Origin of the sequence: Chryseobacterium gwangjuense (assembly GCF_021311115.1) — a bacterium.
GTDB lineage: Bacteria > Bacteroidota > Bacteroidia > Flavobacteriales > Weeksellaceae > Chryseobacterium > Chryseobacterium gwangjuense.
In genome coordinates, this window is the sequence record NZ_JAJTNP010000006.1 from 138728 (window position 1) to 157088 (window position 18361).

The following is an 18361-nucleotide window of genomic DNA, read 5'->3' on the forward strand; positions in this document are numbered from 1 at the left end:
TATTAAAAATATTAGATTGCTAAAATTTCTGAAATCAGTAAAAGATCTTTATTGATTTCGTTATGTTTTTTAATGGCCTCCTCAATCGGCGTGTATACCATATCGTTGGAACGCATTCCTGCCATTACATTAGTTTGTCCTTCCATTAATCCTGTTACTGCACCATAACCCAATCTGCTCGCCAAAACTCTGTCTGCACAGCTTGGAGAACCTCCTCTCTGGATATGCCCAAGAATGGCAACACGGATATCATATTCAGGGAATTCCTGTTGTGTTTTTTCTGCTAATTCGTAGATGTTGGCCAGTTTTTCACCTTCAGCTACTACAACAATACTTGAAGATTTTCCTGTTTTTTCAGCATTTCTGAAATTAACGAAAAGCTCATCGATACTGTCTTTTCTTTCAGGAATTAAAATATCCAGCGCTCCAGCTGCCAATCCGCTGTTTAAAGCAATAAACCCGGCATCACGACCCATTACTTCTACAAAGAAAACTCTGTTGTGAGAAGTTGCCGTATCACGAATTTTATCGATGGCTTCCATCGCAGTATTTAAAGCAGTATCGTAACCGATTGTGTTGTCAGTTCCAAAAATATCGTTGTCGATCGTTCCGGGAACACCAATTACTCTGATTCCGAATTCTTCATTAAAGATTTTTGCTCCTGTGAAAGTTCCGTCTCCTCCGATACATACCAAAGCATCAACACCATGTTTTACACAGTTGTCGTAAGCTTTTTGACGGCCTTCTTTCGTTTTAAATTCCATGGAACGGGCAGACTTCAGAATGGTTCCGCCCTGATTGATTATATTTTTTACGGAACGAGGACCCATTTTCAGGAAGTCATCGTTGATCAAACCATTATAGCCTTCTCTTACTCCGTAGCATTCAATATTATAGTAGTTCGCGGTTCTTACTACCGCCCTTAATGCTGCATTCATACCCGGAGCGTCTCCTCCTGAAGTAAGAACTGCAATTTTTTTTACAGCACTCTCTTTCATCTAGTAAAAAATTTCGAACACAAATTTACAAAAACAAGTTCAGATAACGGCAGTAACTTTATAAGAGTTTTGAATATAAATTATTAAAGCTGTCTAAAGTTTATTGGTTTAAAAAAATATCTTCCTTTTTTTATCTAAGAATTATCAATAATTGAAAAGAAGTTTCGCAGCATCTGTAAGGATTTTGAGCTGTTCTTTCAGGCGGTCAACATTCATTTTTCTAAATCAAAAATATAGTTTTATGCTCAAAATTAATTCCAAAAATTGATAAATATCAACCCTATTTGGTTGAAGTTATCCACAGTTTACAGAGACAAAATTAGTATATTTACGGACATTAATTGATGAGTGTAATCGTAAAGCCGTATTACATTACTATATAAAATAGCTTACTTATGAATCACAAACCGGTAGAAGGTTTTTCCAAACTGACAAAACAAGGAAAAATCGATTGGCTAGTTAACGAATACCTTGAAGGAAACAACGAATATCAACATATATTAAATCAATACTGGAACGAAAATGCTGATTTGCAGAAACTTCATGACGAGTTTTCTGAAAATACAATTTCCAATTTCTATATGCCTTACGGAATCGCTCCCAACTTTTTAATTGATGGAAAGTTATTTGCACTTCCAATGGCGGTTGAAGAAAGTTCTGTTGTGGCGGCGGCTTCTAAAGCTGCAAAATTCTGGATCGATAAAGGAGGTTTTAAGACCACTATTATTAATAATGAAAAGCTGGGTCACACTCACTTTATATTTAATGTGGAGTCTCACAAATTGCTTCATTTCTTTAATTTCAGTTTAAAGAAGAAACTGATTGAGGCGACCAATGATATCACAGCGAATATGAGAAATCGTGGAGGTGGGATTTTAGATATAAAATTGGTTGATAAAACTTCTGAAATGCCGAATTATTATCAGCTTAAAGCAAGTTTTGATACGGTAGATTCTATGGGCGCGAATTTTATTAATTCTTGCCTGGAACAGTTTGGAAAAACATTGAAACAAGAAGTGGCCATCAGTGAAGATTTTACACAGGAAGAAAAGAATTCCTTACAGATTGTGATGAATATTTTGTCCAACTTTACTCCTGATTGTATTGTAAGAGCTGAGGTTTCTTGTAAAATTGAAGATTTAAAAGATGACAGCGGAATTTCCAATGAAGAATTTGCATCAAAATTCAAACAGGCAGTAACGATTGCTGAAATTGAACCTTACCGTGCGACTACTCACAACAAAGGAATTATGAATGGAGTAGATGCAGTGGTCATTGCAACGGGTAACGACTTCAGAGCAACTGAAGCTTGTGCTCACGCTTATGCGGCAAGAAACGGAAAATATTCTTCTTTAACCCATTGTACAACAGATAACGGAATTTTTAGATTTTGGATCGACCTTCCGATTTCTGTAGGAGTTGTGGGAGGTTTGACGAATCTACATCCATTGGTAAAATTCTCTTTAGCTCTTCTTGGAAAGCCTTCAGCTCAGGAATTGATGAGTATTTTGGCTGTTTCCGGATTGGCACAGAATTTTGGCGCACTACGATCTTTAGTAACAACAGGAATTCAGAAAGGTCACATGAAAATGCACTTGCTGAATATTTTAAATCAATTAGGAGCAACAGAAGAAGAGAAGCACCACTTTGTTACGTATTTTAAAGATAAAACGGTGAGTCATCACGAAGTGATCAATGAATTTAACAGATTAAGAGGTCAATAATGTTACAAATTATTCTGGCAATTATATTCGTGCTTTTCGGATTGTTTTTAAAGAAAACCAATCACCCTGGATTCAGGAGTTCTAAAAGATTTGCTGTTATGCTTATTATTTTGGGAGGTGCGGTATTAGTTGGCAAACTTGTTACCTATTTTTTACATCCAGTATCGTGAAAAAGAAAATTGTATTTTTTCTATTGATTTCCGGTTTAAGCTTTTCACAACAGAAAAACTTAATCATAAAGGATTTGCCACCGAAAACTGAAGACTCTGTTTTTCCGGTGATTTCTTATGCTGAAAATCCGAGGGTAGAAAATAAAATCAATACTTTTTTACAGGTCAATGAATTGGAATACATTCCAAATTCAGGCTCTGATCCATTTAAACTGGTCTCTACAGGAACAACTTCTTATTCCAACTATGTTTATTTCTATAGTTGGGACAAGCTGGAAACTCCTAAAAATATTTTGAGTATTGCATTGGATGGGGAAGCTTCAGGAGCTTATCCTGAAGGTTTTTCAATATGGAAGAATTTTGACTTGAGAACCGGAAATTTGATCAACGCTCAGGATTTGTTTCAAAATCAATCGATTAAAACTGTGGAGCGTTTGATTGAACAAAAAGTTAAGAAAAGAGTAAATGATTTCTTGGCTGAGCTGAAGTCTGCGAAAAACCCGTCTGAAGAAACAGAAGAACAGATTGGAATATACGAAGGATGCTTTACAGAAGTGTCTTTATATGATATCAGATATTTTTTTGGAAAAGATAAGCTCACATTTGTAGCAGGAAGATGTTCCAATCATGCGACGAGAGCATTGGACGATCTTGGAAGCCATGAACTTGAATTTACCTATAAAGAACTTGAAAAATACTGGAGTCCTTATGCTAAAAACTTATTATCAGGTTCGGAGAAAATTGATAGAACGAGCTTTAGTAATAAGTTATATAAAGGAACCATTGACGGAAAATATCCTATTACAGTTTTAATCAATCAGATTAATGAAGACAATTCTTTTTCAGCTTCTTATTGGTATGATAAGAACAAGAAATTGATTAGCTGGAGCGGAGAATTAATTAATAATCATTTTTCGATGACGGAAGACGATTATCATAGCGAAGAACTGAAACAATGGATTCCGAGAGCCAATATCGAAGCAGATGCAAAAGGAAATAAGATGATTGGAACGTGGCAGGATTACAAAACAAAAAAATATTTAAAACTAGAATTAGAAGAATTATAATATGAAAACAATTACTTTAGTCTTTGGTGCTGTTTACGGAATGTTGTCTGTGATTTTAGGTGCATTCGGAGCACACGCTTTAAAGAAAATTTTATCTGTTGAAAGGCTGGAAAGTTTTGAAACAGGAGTGAGATATCAAATGTATGCTGCATTTTTCTTATTAATTATCGGCTATATTTTGAAGTTTGAAACTTCATCAGAAAAATGGACTTCAATTTTAATGATTGCCGGAACATTTTTATTCTCAGTAAGTATTTATTTCTTGAGTCTACAAGATTATTTGGGTGCTAACCTTAAATTTTTAGGACCTATTACTCCACTTGGAGGATTATTAATGATCTTGAGCTGGGGAATGCTGATTCTATATTTTGCTAAGAATAGAATTTAATTTTATCAAATATTTTAAATAGATTTTACATCTAAAAAAGGACACATTACTGCAAATGATGATCGTAATTTTAAAAACAGTTTAAAATGAAAATCAACAGAAAACGACGTTTAATACGAACTTTTAATCTTTTGGATCAACCCATCAGATTTAATCCATTTGTATTCAGTCGTACTTTCTTCATGTGGGCTATTACAGGTCTTGTAGGAGGGATAATCGCAGGTCTTTACTGGATTGTTCTTGAGCATTTCACAGAGTTTTTAGCCGAATTTCATGGCTGGATGGTGATTCCGACGATGGCTATTTGTGGTTTGTTGGCGGGATTGGTGATTCACTTTATCGGTGATCCGGGAGAAATTCATTTGATTGTTAATAATATTCGATTCAATAAAGGGAAATTGGAACCTAAAAACAATCCTTCCATGATTTTGTCGTCGCTTTTCTGTGTGGCATCGGGAGGAAGTCTAGGTCCGGAAGCACCTTTGGTTCAGGTGACAGGTTCTACGGGAACCTGGTTGGGGAAAATATTCAGACTGAAAGGGGAAGAGTTACGTTCTTTGAGTATTGCCGGAATGGCATCCGGTTTTACGGCGCTTTTCGGTGCTCCGCTTGGAGGAAGTCTTTTTTCTCTTGAAATTCTTCATCATAAACATGCAGTTGAATATTATAAAGCGATTATTCCTGCATTGGTAGCAAGCTGTTTCAGTTATCTGATGTTTGCATTGATTATCCATTTGGGAATCGGGGCAACTTGGGACCTGAAGGCGTATCATTACACCGGAGTGTATGATTTTCTATACGCTTCACTATTCGGAATTGTAGGAACTTTATTTGGATGGATTTTTATTTTTGTAGTGAAATTTTTCAAAAAAGTTTTTGAATACAGAAAACTCCCAATTTATATTAAAACTTTTGTAGGCGGAATTGTATTAGGAATCATAGCTTTCTATTTTCCGATTACGAGATATTTCGGACACAATGAAATTAATCAGCTTATCGAGGGAAATTATGCCTTGAAATTTTTAATCGTTGTTTTAATTTTCAAAATTTTAGCAATAGCAATTACTGTAACTTCAGGATGGAGAGGCGGTTTTATTATCCCGCTTTTCTTTGTGGGAACAACGTTGGGTTTAATTATTCATAATATATTTCCGACAGTAGATACAACATTGGCTATTGTGAGCTGTATGGCTGCAATTAATGCTTGTGTTACCAGAACTCCTATGAGTACAACCATTATTTTGGGAACTTTAACGGGGTTTACTTACTTTGTTCCGATACTTTTTGCGAGTTTAACGGGCTATTTTCTGGCTCCAAAAATTCCTTTTATCGGTTCGCAATCTGAGAAATTATCCGAAGAATAAAGCAAATTTGAGAGATATGTTAAAAATCAAGTCAAACAGACTTTAAATTTTAAGTCAATAAACTTGAACTTCCGTGTCTTTTTAGTAAATTTGTCAACCTTTAATTTTTAAAATAAAATAATAAAAATAATATGAATCTTCACGAGTATCAATCTAAAGAGATTTTATCAAAGTATGGAGTAGCTATTCAACGTGGTTACGTAGCAAATAACGTAGAAGAAGCTGTAGCTGCTGCTGAAAAATTAACTGCTGAAACTGGCGCTCAAGGATGGGTAGTAAAAGCTCAGATCCACGCAGGTGGTCGTGGTAAAGGTGGGGGTGTTAAGTTCTCTCCAAACATGGATAAGCTTAAAGAAAACGCTCAAAACATCATCGGAATGCAGTTGATAACTCCACAAACTTCTGCTGAAGGTAAGTTGGTAAATTCTGTATTGGTTGCAGAGGATGTATATTATCCGGGAGAAACTGAAACTAAAGAATTTTATGTTTCTATTCTTTTAGACAGAGCTGAAGGTAAAAATACAATCGTATATTCTACTGAAGGTGGTATGGATATTGAGCACGTTGCTGAAGTAACTCCTCATTTAATCCACAATGAATTGATCGATCCAGCTTTGGGTCTTCAAGGTTTCCAAGCTAGAAAAATTGCTTTCAACTTAGGTCTTGAGGGGAATGCTTTCAAAGAATTCGTAAAATTCATTTCTTCTTTATATAACGCTTATACAGGAATCGATGCTTCTCTTTTCGAGATCAACCCTGTATTAAAAACTTCTGATAACAAAATTATCGCTGTTGATGCTAAAGTAACTTTGGATGGTAACTCATTATTCCGTCACAAAGATCTTGAAGCTCTTAGAGATACAAGAGAAGAAGATCCTATCGATGTTGAAGCTGGTGAAGCTGGTCTTAACTTCGTAAAACTAGACGGTAACGTTGCTTGTATGGTAAACGGAGCTGGTCTTGCAATGGCAACTATGGATATCATCAAATTATCTGGTGGTAACCCTGCAAACTTCCTAGACGTTGGTGGAACTGCTGATGCTCAGAGAGTACAAACTGCTTTCGGAATCATCTTGAGAGATCCAAACGTAAAAGCTATTTTGATCAACATCTTCGGAGGTATCGTAAGATGTGACAGAGTTGCTCAAGGAGTTGTAGATGCTTACAAAGCTATGGGTAGCCTTCCTGTTCCATTGATCGTAAGATTACAAGGAACTAACGCTGTTGAAGCTAAAAAATTAATTGATGAGTCTGGTCTTCCAGTTCACTCTGCAATTACTTTGGAAGAAGCTGCAAACAAAGTAAAAGAAGTTTTAGCTTAATCCTAAAATTTTCACATAAATTAAAACCGTTTCATTTTTTGGAACGGTTTTTTTAATTATTATGTAACGTATTCATTTTAAAATTATTATTTTTACAATAATTGGGTTTTAAAATGAAAATATATCTATATTTTTTTCTTTTTTTATTCTTTAATTGTCAATCTCAAGTTGTCAGCAGTAATGCGGTGTCTCAAAGAAAGGAAATTCAATTTGAAGATAAATACCATTATCCGTTTACTTTAACTCCGAAAGATTTTCTTCTTATTAATTCTCAACAAAAAATGGATGACGTCTTTAAGCTTATCCATAAAAATAATAAAGGAAACAGATTCTCTCCAGTTCCTGTAATTGTTGAAAACGAAACATACCTTATCATTAAGCCTCCTTTGAAAAATTCTAATGATGTTTTAATTGAAAAGATAAGTTTAGATAAAAATATACTTTACGTAAAAATTACGGAATTTGATAATCCTGATTTTAATAAATCAAGCAGGATTTCACCTAATATTTTATTAAAATTAACAGGAAATATTACCTTTAAAAAAATCACCCTTAAATACTAATATATAAAATTACTCTCATGAAAACTAAAACATTTATTGTTTCGTGCTTATTGATCGCAGCACAAGGTTTTGGTCAGCAGAATTACTGGTCAAAATTAAAAGACAGCAAAGTAAGTAGGGAAAATTTAAGTCCGAGATGGACCACTCCGAATACTTTTTCATTGTATCAATTGGACCTGGGAAGAATTAAAGCTGATCTTAAACATGCTCCCCAACGTTTTTCCAAAGATGAAAGTTTAATCATTAAATTCCCTGATTCGGATGGAAAAACTAGAGATTACATTATTCAGGAAGCTTCTGTAATGGAACCCGAATTACAGGCTAAATTTCCGGAAATCCGCTCTTACATTGGCTGGCAAAAAGAGCATCCTGAAAATTCTATTCGTTTCAGTGTAACTCCGCAGACAGGAATTAGCGTGATGTATTTTGATAACTGGGAAGTGAGCTATCTGGACAGTTATGCAAAAGACCAGTCGGCTTTTATTTTGTATAAAAGAAAAGACCTCCCAAAAAATGACAGACTTTTCGAATGTCATGTTGAAAACGAATTAGATAATTTGAAAAATAATGCTTCCACAAATAAAGCACCTATAGTGTTTGATGGGCAGTTCAGAACATACAGATTAGCTTTGGCTGCAACTGGAGAATATACTACTTTCCACGGTGGAACGGTAGCAGGAGCGATGGCTGCAATGGCTACGACAATGACAAGAGTAAATGGTGTTTATGAAAAGACGATATCATCTACTATGGTTATGATTGCCAATAATAATCTATTAATTTATACGAATGGAACTACTGATCCTTATACGAATAACAATGGATCAACCATGCTTGGTGAAAACCAGACCAATATTAATACGGTAATTGGAACGGCTAATTATGATATTGGGCATGTTTTCAGTACTGGTGGAGGTGGTGTTGCTTATTTAGGATCAATATGTACGACCAATAAAGCAAGAGGAGTTACAGGTTCCGGAGCTCCAATTGGAGATCCTTTTGATATTGATTATGTAGCTCATGAAATGGGGCATCAGTTTGGGGGCAACCATACTTTCAGAGCGAGTACAGGTTCGTGCAGTGGTAATGCCAATAATTCTACCGCTTATGAACCGGGAAGTGGAACTACGATTATGGCATACGCAGGAATTTGTGGTTCTGCAAACAATGTTCAAAACAATAGTGACGCATACTTTCATGCTGCCAATGTGCTGGAAATGTATGCTGTGCTACAAAGAGGAACGGATTGTTCTGTGAAAACTTCAAATAATAATTTGGTTCCGACAGCAGATGCAGGAGCAGATTATATTATTCCAAACGGGACTGCTTTTGTGTTAACAGGTACAGGAACAGATCCTAACGGAGATCCGATCACTTATCTGTGGGAGCAATATGATAATACTTCTAATACTCAACCTCCGGTTTCTACAGCAACGGCAGGTCCGGTTTATCGTTCTTTGTCACCTACAATTTCTCCTTCCAGATATTTCCCGGTATTAAGCTCTGTTGTAGCTAATAACCTGATCCCAAAATGGGAAGTGACTCCAAGTGTTGCAAGAACATTGAATTTTTCTCTACTTGTGAATGATAATAAAGCAACAGGAAATCAGGCTGCAAGGGATGCAATGATGGTTACAGTTACTGCTGATGGACCTTTCACGGTATCTTCACATGCAAGTAATACTGCTTATAATGGAGGTACAACAACTAATGTTACCTGGAATGTAGCCGGAACAAACACAGGAACGATCAATACTCAAAATGTAACGATTTTACTTTCAAAAGATGGAGGTGTAAATTTTAATACGGTTTTGGCAGCAAGTGTTCCGAACAATGGATCTGCATCTGTGAATCTGCCTAATGAAAATATTGCTTCAGCAAGAATTATGGTAAAAGCGCTTAATAATATTTATTTTGCAGTCAACTCTTCAAATTTCTCAATTACTCAAACATTGGGAACATCAGAATCTGAAATTAAAAACTTCTCAATTTATCCTAATCCTTCTCATGATGTGGTTAACATTAAATTGAAAAATCAATCACAAAAAGCGGATTATTCATTGTTTGATGCTTCCGGAAGATTGATGAAAAACGGAAACTTTAAAGGTGAAACGAAAGTTAAAGTTAACGATCTGACGAACGGGAATTACCTTATCTCCATTGTTTTAGAAAATGGTGAGAAAGTAACTGAAAAATTAATTATTGGAAGATAATTGTAAAGATTTATAAAAAAGAAAAGCAGTCATATTGACTGCTTTTTTTATTAATTGTGGCCTTCATTTGTGCCGATTTCTCCATTGGTGATGCTTATGCTTGTTGGAGTTACCAATTGAACTCCATCTGCGTCGAGGCGTTGTTTTATTTTTAAAAAGGCTTCACTCTTCAGCTGAACCATATTGGCTCCTACTTTCATCCAGAATTTTGCCTGAAGGTTAAAAACGCCTTGCTTTAAATCGGTGAAAATAACTTCCACATTGTCTAAACGGTCTACATTTTCCAGATTTTTGACAATTTCTAAAATTCCTTTTTGAGCTTTGCTGATGTCTTCATCAGCCGGAATTTCAAAATTTAAAATAATTCTTCGCTGTGGAGAGGCTGTAATATTGTAAAATGGAGCATTAAAAACAACCTGATTCGGAATGTAAGCTTTCTTTCCATCATCTGTCAGAATTTTTGTGGTTAAAAAACCGATTTCCTGTACGGTTCCGGAGTGGTTTCCTATGGTAATATAATCTCCGACCTTATAAGCTTTATCAATGCCAATGAGCATTCCTGAAAATATACTGGAAACCAGATCTTTTAAGGCAACCCCTGCAATAACCCCTGCAACTCCCAAACTTCCGATAAATTTCCAAAGGAAACCGCTGAATCCCATAATTTCTAATGAGATAAATGTTCCCATGATCATAATTAAAAATCTGAAAACACTGATTAAAGTAACAAGCGAACTTTCTTTTTGGCTTTTTGGAAAAAATTTATGAAAAAGCTTTACCGCTATTTGGCTGAGGTATTTACTGGTAAAAAGGAAAAAAGAAAATACAATAATTCCCACCATCAGTTTTGGGGTGAGCTCAGCAAATGTTAAATACCAGTTTTCCAAAACCTTGTACACAACATCAAAATATCTCAAGCTAGTTTTCTCCATAAATTTTTAAACTTTATTTTTTTTAGTTTTTTTTCAACAAAAATTTTGCCAGTTTCAAAAAGCCTACTAAATTTGTAGACTAATAAAACGAAATAATATGTCAATTAAACTAGGAGATATAGCACCAGACTTCAATGCAGAGTCTACGAACGGCAATTTAAATTTTTATGATTTTCTTGGAAATTCCTGGGGAATTTTATTTTCTCATCCTGCAGATTATACACCGGTATGTACAACCGAATTGGGTTTTACAGCAAAACTAAAATCTGAGTTTGAACAAAGAAATACAAAAGCAATTGCTCTAAGTGTAGATGGAGTAGAAGATCATCATAACTGGATCAAAGATATTAATGCAACCCAGAATACAGAAGTGCAGTTTCCTATTATTGCAGACCAAGACCGGAAGATTTCCGAATTGTATGATTTTATTCATCCGAATGCTTCGGCAACAGCTACAGTTCGTTCTCTATTAATTATTGATCCTGAAAAAAAAGTAAGATTGATTATTACGTACCCTGCGTCTACAGGAAGAAATTTTAATGAAATCATAAGAGTGTTAGACTCTTTACAATTGGTGGATTCTCATAAAATTGCTACTCCAGTCAATTGGAAATATGGAGAAGATGTGATTGTTCCACCATCAGTTTCAACTGAAGATGCCCAAAAAATATTCCCGAAAGGAGTAAGAGAAATAAAGCCGTATCTGAGATATACGCCCCAACCCAATACATGATTTATTTGATTTTTTATAGTTTAGTTTTAATTTGTACGAAAATCGGCTCGGAAATTTTTCCGAGCCGATTTCATATTTTGTTACAAGAAACTTTATTTCGCTTCTCTGATGACCTGCTTAGCTTTTGATGTTGGAATGTAAATACTGAATCCTACATTAAAGGTAATATTAGAATTCAATCCTTCATTTCCGAATCCTGCTTGTCCTTGGTATTTTACTAATCCTTCTAATCCGATATTTGGAGTAATGAAGTAAGAATATCCCGGACCAACTCCGAAATCAAGACCAGTAGTTGAGTTTCCATTTTCTACAGAAGATCCTCCGATCCCAACATTTCCTTCAAAAAACCATCTTCCGTGGTTCAATAAATTATCTACTCCTTTTTCTCCAGGAGATAAATAATAACGTCCTAAACCACCTGCTGCATAATCAAATCTTGTTGGGCTTCCGTTAGTTACTTTACTGATCCCAAGATTTACATACCCACCGACTGCTACATTATCTTCAATAAAGTAAGCGCCTTTTGGCTGGATAGAGATGTTGTAACCTCCCCCTGTATTTAGTCCGAAGTTACTGGATAGAAGGCTGCTTCCTACCAACCAGTTCCCCTTCTGTATCTGAGCATTCGCAGTTGCTGTCAATCCGCCAATGGCAAATATTCCTGCTAAAATTAGTTTTTTCATACTTTATCTTTTTAATAATTAATGTTTATTATTTTGATAATTATTTAAAAACAATAAATATGCCATGTAACTCATTTTAAGGTGATTTTTATACTGTTCTTAATTTTTGTTAAAATTAATCTATAATTATTTGAACACCTTGTTTGATGATTTTACAATTTAAATAAATATAAGAATGATAGAAACAATAAGTCCGACAACGGTAAATACCATCCCACGCTTAAATGCTTTTGTTTTAGGATTGAACATCCAGAAACTTGAGATAACAAAGAAAAATAAAGCGATTCCAAAGAAAACATTTAATGGAGAAAGAGTGTCTTTCGACTGAGATTTGTGAAGTTTTGTCATTTTATCCAACACGAAAGGAAGCTCTTTTTTTGTATATTTTGCCTGACCTGTAGCAGTATCGTAAGTTCCCTGTTTGAATTTCAAAACACTTCCTTCCGTTTTCTCTACTTCAAGGTTTTTCATTTTTAATTCTTTTCCAAGTTCTTTTTCGGAAAGGTTTTTAGCGATGACTTTATCGATTTTCTTTTCTTTTTTCAGAAAATCGGTATCTCTGTAAATCAGTAAAACACCACTTACCGCATACACGGCCATAATACCGGCAAGGAAAAATCCTAAATAGCGGTGGGTAATTCGCATGAAACTTCTTGTGTCTTTAATCTTATCCATATCTTAATTGTTTTTGTTTATAAAGTTCAAAGTGGAAACTGCAAAAATGCAGCTTCCACTTTTATTTGAAAAATTATTTAATCTTACAGTTTATAAGTCAGTGTGAAATAGAAATTTCTTGGTGTAATTGGGTTTACAGAGTAGTTTTCATGAACGTTATAATTAACTACATCAAATAAGTTTCCAACTTTCCCTTGAATTGAGAATTTCTTCCAATCATAACCTGCAGATAAAGAAATAGTAGTGTAATCTTTTAGTTCAAAAACTCTACTTACTCCGTTTCTAGCAGCTAAACTTGTACTGCTACCAGTTTTTGTATCATTCCATCCAGCCAATCTATCACCAATATAATAAGCTCCTGCTCCAATTTTTAAACCTTTAATTCCTTGAGTAAGAGTATAAAATACTGATAGATTTGCTGTTGTGGCAGGTGTTCTAACCAATCTTTGATTTTCAACATAACCAACTCTGTCCGGAGTATCCAAATAAACTGAGTTGTTGTAAGAAATACCCCCAATGATTGAAAGGTTAGACATAGGATTACCTGTAATGTCTAATTCTACACCGCGGCTTCTCATTTTACCTACAAATTCTTTTAAATTTCTAGGATCTGTAGAAGCAGCATTGGTTGCAGGATCTACATACGCTTGGTAATAATCTCTGTATATAATCTGGTAAAGAGAAAGATTGATGGCAACAGCATTATTCCAAAAATTTTTCTTTGCACCTACTTCATACTGGTCAATTAATGACGGCTTTAATGATTGTAAAGTGAATGCATCAAGTCCTGTATTTGCAGCAAATGAATTGGTATAAGTTGCAAAAACAGAAAGATTTTCATTAGGAGTATACACCAAACCTACTTTTGGTGAAACAGCCTGGTCTGAAGTAGCAGAATTTGCTACCTCTGCTTTATCTTGTGGTTTTGTAGCAGTTGCGAAGGTTGTCTTTAAAGAAGGCATATTTTCAATATATGACCAACGAAGTCCTGCAATTACTTTGAATTTTTTGGTTAAACTGATGAAGTCTTGTGCATAAACACCAATTCTTCTTGTTCTTGTTCTGGTGTTAGTTGCTAAAGTAGACTCTGGCATTGCTAAGCTTCCATTATCCCAAGAGCTTGGATCATCTAAATATAATACGTTTGTTGGAACGTTTTTAAGAGTATAAGTATAAGCATCTGATTGGCTATAATCTGTATCTGTTCCGATTAATACTTTATGGTTTATCTTTCCGGTATTAAATTCTCCATTTAGATTTACCTGTGCAGAACCATAGTTTTGTTCGTTATAAGTTTTGTTGAATGGTGTCGTCCAAGATAAACGGGTTGCAGTTGGTGTTGCATATCCCCACTGCACTCTTTCCGTAGAGAAATAATCTTTCGTGTAATTTTGATATGACGCTGAAGCATTTAATGTCCATTTATCATTAATCTGATGATTGAATGTAACATTCGTTGAAGCTTGTTGCACATCCTGGTATTGCCAATCGGTTCCAAAGAAAGTACTTCTAGGTAAGGTATCAACCAATGAATAGCTTAAGTCTTTATTCGTAATTGATCCGATTCCGAAGTCTGGAGTAAAGTTATTTTTAAGATAATCTGCTTCAACAATTAATTGTGATTTTTCACTTAGATTAAATAAGAATGAAGGGTTGAAATAATATTTTTCAGATTGTACAACATCTCTGAAGCTTTCAGCATATTCATAAGTTCCGTTAACTCTGAATGCAATATTTTTAGATAATGGTCCATAAACGTCAACAGTTGGCTTGTAAGAATTCCAGCTTCCTGCATTCATTCCCAGCGTCCCTCCAAAATTAAATTTTGGTTTTTTTGTGATCATGTTGATCACACCTCCTGCAGCTGTATTTCCGTAAAGCATTGCGTTGGCTCCTTTTAATACTTCAACTCTTTCCAATCCGCTTACTTCCGGGAAAACTCCACTGTTTATTCTGGCTCCGTTTTTTAAGATATTATCATTTCCTAAGATAAAACCTCTTCCTCCGAAACTGTCCTGAGAATTACCTCTGGAAGAAGTTACATACATCCCGTTTACATTTTGAAGTACGTCACTAAGCTGCTTCGCTTGTTGTTGTTCTATAATTTCGTGAGTAACAATGGCAATTGGTTGAGGGGTTTCCATCACAGTCAAATTAGATTTTAGTGATGATGATTTTGCCTTATTAGGATTTCCTGTCTTATGAAGATTGACGTCTTCGATAGTCTGAATCCTGATTGTATCAGCTTCAGTATTTCTCATTTGCGCGCCTAAAGAGATCGCTGTAAATAATAATCCTAAAGTAACCAGTTGCTTTTTCATTGTACGTTTATTTAGAGTAGTTTTAAATAAGGTGCAAAGCTAATTAATTATTTGTTTTTATTTAGATTTATTAAAAATAATATTCCTGATTTTTATCATAAAATTTGTTAAAATTTTCTAATTGGGTAATCTTACTAAAATGTATTTATAAATATCTTTGTTAAAAATATTAGTATGCAATTGGTAAAAGTTGGGCTTTGTGCCTTTGGAATGAGTGGGAAGGTTTTTCATGCTCCTTTTTTGAAAGAACATCCCGGTTTTTTTATGTCGGCAGTGGTGGAAAGAAGCAAAGAAGAGTCAAAAGAAAAATATCCGGAAGCTACTATTTATCGGTCAGTGGAAGATATGCTGAATCATGCAGATATTGAAGTTGTGGTAGTTAATACACCGGTTCAGACTCATTTTGAATATGCAAAAATGGCTTTAGATGCGGGTAAGAATGTAATCGTTGAAAAACCTTTTACCGTGACATTAGCTGAAGCTGAAGATTTGGTAAAATTGGCTGATGAAAAAGGATTGTTTCTTAGCGTTTACCAAAATAGAAGATTTGACAGAGACTATTTACAGGTACAGAAGATCATTCAGGAAAATAACCTGGGAAACCTGAAAGAAGTTGAAATGCGTTTTGACCGTTTCAGAACAGAAGCAAGCGGAAAACAACATAAAGAAAATCCGGAACAGGCCGGATCCGGCTCTTTGCATGATTTGGGAGCGCATCTTATTGATCAGGTAACACAGCTTTTTGGCTCTCCTCAAAAATTATTTGCCGATATATTTTCTATGAAAGGAAAACAATTTGCCAATGATTATTTTGAAATTCTTCTTTACTATACAAATGATCTGAGAATAAGGCTGAAGTCTTCTGTTTTTAGTAAAGAAGCACATTATGCATATATTCTTCATGGAGATAAAGGAAGCTTTTTGCAGGAAAGAACTGATGATCAGGAAAGCGAATTGGTTTCAGGAGTAATTCCTGAATATGGAAAAGAATGGACAAAGCCATTAAAAGAAGCTGATGGAATTTTAAACTTCATCAATGCCAATTCAGAAACTGAGAGAATTCTGACTTCCAGTGAAGCTGGTAATTATATGAATTATTACCAACAGATTTATGAACATATTGTTTTTGGATATGCTTTACCTTCACCGGGACACGAAGTAATTCAGAATATGAGAATTATTGAAGCTGCGGAGGAAAGTGCAAAAGAAGGGAAAATCATTCATTTAGGTTAAATAAAAAAGGTTCATGAAATTTCATGAACCTTTTATTTTATGCTTCTCCAAGAATTTCCTGAAGTTCGAGCCATCTCATCTCGTGATTTTCCAGTTTTTCGGAAATAGATTCTAAATCTGCAGAAAGTTTGGAAATCTTTTCATAATCAGCTTCATTGTTCAGTTGATCCAATATTTTACCTCTCTGTTCTTCCAGTTCAGGCATTTCTTTTTCAATTTGTTCAAGTTCTCTTTGCTCTTTAAAAGAAAGTTTTTTCTTTTTGGTTGAATTTTGAGATGGAGCCGAAACAGTTTCTTTTACAGGCTCTGCTTTTTGAGCAGTCGATTTTTCTAAAGACTCTTCACGACTTTTTGCTTCACGGTATTCTGAAAAGTTACCAACAAAATCTTTTATTTTTCCGTTTCCTTCAAAAGCCAGAATGTGGTCTACAATTCTGTCCATAAAATATCTGTCGTGAGACACTATAATTAATGAACCCTGAAACATTTGCAGAAAATTTTCAAGAACTGTCAAAGTAGGAAGATCAAGATCGTTCGTAGGTTCATCGAAAATCAAAAAGTTAGGATTCTGATATAAAATATACATCAGATGCAGTCTTCTCTTTTCTCCACCCGAAAGCTTTGAAATTGGTGAATACTGTGACTGATCATCAAATAAGAATAATCTTAAAAACTGAGAAGCAGAAAGGCTTTTTCCATTGGCTAAAGGATAAAATTCGGCAATTTCTTTAATGAAATCTATAACCCTTTCATCTTCTTTATACGTTAAGCCTTTTTGTGAAAAATATCCGAAAGAGATCGTTTCTCCGGTTTCTATTTCTCCTTTATCAGCTTTTTCAAACCCTTGAATAATATTAAGAAGTGTAGATTTTCCGGCACCGTTTTTACCTACAATTCCTATTTTTTCTCCCCTTTGAAACTGATAGCTGAAGTCTTTTAACAAAACTTTGTCTCCAAAGCTTTTATCAATATGATGAAGTTCAAGAATTTTGCTCCCCAACCTTTTCATTTCAAAATCGAGTTCGAGCCCTTGTTTTCTTGTATCGGTTTTAGCTACTTTTTCAGTTTCGTAAAAAGAATCGATCCTCGACTTCGATTTTGTAGTTCTTGCTTTAGGTTGTCTTCGCATCCATTCCAGCTCTTTTCTGTAAAGATTGTTGGCTTTGTCGATGGTTGCATTCATATTATCCTCACGAATCATTTTATTTTCAAGATAGGTAGCATAAGAACCGTTGTGAAAATAAAGATTTTGGTCCTCCATTTCCCAGATAATATCACAAACGCTGTCTAAGAAATATCTGTCGTGAGTCACTAACAGTAACGTTATTTTTGCTTTATTTAAATAATTTTCAAGCCATTCCACCATTTCTACATCCAGGTGATTGGTAGGCTCATCCATGATCAGTAAAGTATGGCGGTGTTCAGCTCGGGTTTCAGTTAATAGTTTTGCCAAGGCAACACGTTTTACCTGTCCTCCAGAGAGTGTTCCCATTTTAGCTTCAAGATTGGTGATTTTGAGCTGAGAGAGAATTTGTTTCATTTCATTTTCAAGATCCCATGCTTTATGAACTTCCATTTCAGCCAAAGCCTTTTCGATGAAATTGGTGTCGGTAGAATGAAGCGATTGATGATAGTTCTTAAGCGCCATGATAGGAGCAGAATCTAAAGTCATCATAAACTCATCTACAGTAAGGTTCGGATCAAATTCGATTTCCTGATCAAATAAAACAACCTGAATATCTTTATTGATGATTACATTTCCGCTGTCTGCAATTTCTTTTCCCATCAGGATTTTCAGAAGGGTAGATTTTCCGCTTCCGTTTTTGGCTACAATAGCAATCTTATCACCTTCATTGATGTTAAAAGAGATATTTTTAAATAAAACTTTTATTCCGTAAGATTTGGTAAGGTTTTCAGCAGCAACGTAATTCATTTCTATAAAAAATTTGTTGCGCGAAAATACAAAAATATAAAG

Annotated in this window: 15 protein-coding genes; 9 read left to right on the top strand and 6 right to left on the bottom strand. The window is 34.8% G+C overall.

Annotation, left to right across the window (positions count from 1 at the left end):
- Positions 1-11: 11 nt before the first annotated feature.
- Positions 12-998: a 6-phosphofructokinase gene (gene pfkA, locus LV842_RS12985; RefSeq protein WP_233111874.1), complete on the bottom strand. Its 987-nt coding sequence runs from the start codon at positions 996-998 to the stop codon at positions 12-14.
- 395 nt (positions 999-1393) lie between these two features.
- On the opposite strand from pfkA, the gene LV842_RS12990 reads away from it, so the two are divergent.
- From LV842_RS12990 to LV842_RS13020, 7 genes are all read left to right on the top strand, one after another.
- The gene (locus LV842_RS12990; RefSeq protein WP_233111875.1) at positions 1394-2722 is read left to right on the top strand and encodes a hydroxymethylglutaryl-CoA reductase, degradative; all 1329 of its coding nucleotides are present in this window, start codon (positions 1394-1396) and stop codon (positions 2720-2722) included.
- Positions 2723-2888: 166 nt separating this feature from the next.
- Positions 2889-3959: a hypothetical protein gene (locus LV842_RS12995; protein ID WP_233111876.1), complete on the top strand. Its 1071-nt coding sequence runs from the start codon at positions 2889-2891 to the stop codon at positions 3957-3959.
- Position 3960: 1 nt separating this feature from the next.
- Positions 3961-4347, top strand: coding sequence for a DUF423 domain-containing protein (locus LV842_RS13000; RefSeq protein ID WP_233111877.1), 387 nt, complete (start codon positions 3961-3963; stop codon positions 4345-4347).
- Positions 4348-4433: 86 nt separating this feature from the next.
- Positions 4434-5711, top strand: coding sequence for a chloride channel protein (locus LV842_RS13005; RefSeq protein WP_233111878.1), 1278 nt, complete (start codon positions 4434-4436; stop codon positions 5709-5711).
- A 131-nt stretch (positions 5712-5842) separates the two neighbouring features.
- Complete coding sequence (gene sucC / locus LV842_RS13010; RefSeq protein WP_233111879.1) at positions 5843-7033, top strand: ADP-forming succinate--CoA ligase subunit beta; 1191 nt, start codon at positions 5843-5845, stop codon at positions 7031-7033.
- A 185-nt stretch (positions 7034-7218) separates the two neighbouring features.
- Positions 7219-7596: a hypothetical protein gene (locus tag LV842_RS13015; protein WP_233111880.1), complete on the top strand. Its 378-nt coding sequence runs from the start codon at positions 7219-7221 to the stop codon at positions 7594-7596.
- Between the two features lie 17 nt (positions 7597-7613).
- The gene (locus LV842_RS13020) at positions 7614-9809 is read left to right on the top strand and encodes a reprolysin-like metallopeptidase (RefSeq protein WP_233111881.1); all 2196 of its coding nucleotides are present in this window, start codon (positions 7614-7616) and stop codon (positions 9807-9809) included.
- Between the two features lie 50 nt (positions 9810-9859).
- On the opposite strand, the gene LV842_RS13025 is transcribed toward LV842_RS13020, so the two are convergent.
- The gene (locus LV842_RS13025) at positions 9860-10741 is read right to left on the bottom strand and encodes a mechanosensitive ion channel family protein (protein ID WP_233111882.1); all 882 of its coding nucleotides are present in this window, start codon (positions 10739-10741) and stop codon (positions 9860-9862) included.
- Between the two features lie 97 nt (positions 10742-10838).
- On the opposite strand from LV842_RS13025, the gene LV842_RS13030 reads away from it, so the two are divergent.
- Positions 10839-11474 (top strand): peroxiredoxin, encoded by a 636-nt coding sequence (locus tag LV842_RS13030; protein WP_233111883.1) that lies wholly within the window; start codon positions 10839-10841, stop codon positions 11472-11474.
- Between the two features lie 92 nt (positions 11475-11566).
- Here LV842_RS13030 and LV842_RS13035 read toward each other — a convergent pair whose 3' ends face one another.
- From LV842_RS13035 to LV842_RS13045, 3 genes are all read right to left on the bottom strand, one after another.
- Entirely contained in the window at positions 11567-12157 is a 591-nt protein-coding gene (locus LV842_RS13035; RefSeq protein WP_233111884.1) for a porin family protein, read from the bottom strand.
- Between the two features lie 159 nt (positions 12158-12316).
- On the bottom strand, positions 12317-12832 hold the full coding sequence (locus LV842_RS13040) for a hypothetical protein (protein ID WP_233111885.1): 516 nt from the start codon (positions 12830-12832) through the stop codon (positions 12317-12319).
- Between the two features lie 83 nt (positions 12833-12915).
- Positions 12916-15153, bottom strand: coding sequence for a TonB-dependent siderophore receptor (locus LV842_RS13045; RefSeq protein ID WP_233111886.1), 2238 nt, complete (start codon positions 15151-15153; stop codon positions 12916-12918).
- A 174-nt stretch (positions 15154-15327) separates the two neighbouring features.
- On the opposite strand from LV842_RS13045, the gene LV842_RS13050 reads away from it, so the two are divergent.
- Positions 15328-16386, top strand: coding sequence for a Gfo/Idh/MocA family oxidoreductase (locus LV842_RS13050; protein WP_233111887.1), 1059 nt, complete (start codon positions 15328-15330; stop codon positions 16384-16386).
- A gap of 37 nt (positions 16387-16423) precedes the next feature.
- Here the strand turns inward: LV842_RS13050 and LV842_RS13055 are convergent, their stop codons facing one another.
- A complete protein-coding gene (locus LV842_RS13055) occupies positions 16424-18319 on the bottom strand; it encodes an ABC-F family ATP-binding cassette domain-containing protein (protein WP_233111888.1) in 1896 nt (631 codons plus the stop codon).
- Positions 18320-18361: the final 42 nt, after the last annotated feature.

What these genes read in the sequence shown, in the direction of transcription:
- pfkA (WP_233111874.1), bottom strand. Translation starts at nt 998, where the DNA reads ATGAAAGAGAGTGCTGTAAAAAAAATTGCAGTTCTTACTTCAGGAGGA.
- LV842_RS13055 (WP_233111888.1), bottom strand. Translation starts at nt 18,319, where the DNA reads ATGAATTACGTTGCTGCTGAAAACCTTACCAAATCTTACGGAATAAAA.
- LV842_RS13000 (WP_233111877.1), top strand. Translation starts at nt 3,961, where the DNA reads ATGAAAACAATTACTTTAGTCTTTGGTGCTGTTTACGGAATGTTGTCT.
- LV842_RS13025 (WP_233111882.1), bottom strand. Translation starts at nt 10,741, where the DNA reads ATGGAGAAAACTAGCTTGAGATATTTTGATGTTGTGTACAAGGTTTTG.
- LV842_RS13040 (WP_233111885.1), bottom strand. Translation starts at nt 12,832, where the DNA reads ATGGATAAGATTAAAGACACAAGAAGTTTCATGCGAATTACCCACCGC.
- LV842_RS13045 (WP_233111886.1), bottom strand. Translation starts at nt 15,153, where the DNA reads ATGAAAAAGCAACTGGTTACTTTAGGATTATTATTTACAGCGATCTCT.
- LV842_RS13030 (WP_233111883.1), top strand. Translation starts at nt 10,839, where the DNA reads ATGTCAATTAAACTAGGAGATATAGCACCAGACTTCAATGCAGAGTCT.
- sucC (WP_233111879.1), top strand. Translation starts at nt 5,843, where the DNA reads ATGAATCTTCACGAGTATCAATCTAAAGAGATTTTATCAAAGTATGGA.
- LV842_RS13050 (WP_233111887.1), top strand. Translation starts at nt 15,328, where the DNA reads ATGCAATTGGTAAAAGTTGGGCTTTGTGCCTTTGGAATGAGTGGGAAG.
- LV842_RS13005 (WP_233111878.1), top strand. Translation starts at nt 4,434, where the DNA reads ATGAAAATCAACAGAAAACGACGTTTAATACGAACTTTTAATCTTTTG.
- LV842_RS13020 (WP_233111881.1), top strand. Translation starts at nt 7,614, where the DNA reads ATGAAAACTAAAACATTTATTGTTTCGTGCTTATTGATCGCAGCACAA.
- LV842_RS13035 (WP_233111884.1), bottom strand. Translation starts at nt 12,157, where the DNA reads ATGAAAAAACTAATTTTAGCAGGAATATTTGCCATTGGCGGATTGACA.
- LV842_RS12990 (WP_233111875.1), top strand. Translation starts at nt 1,394, where the DNA reads ATGAATCACAAACCGGTAGAAGGTTTTTCCAAACTGACAAAACAAGGA.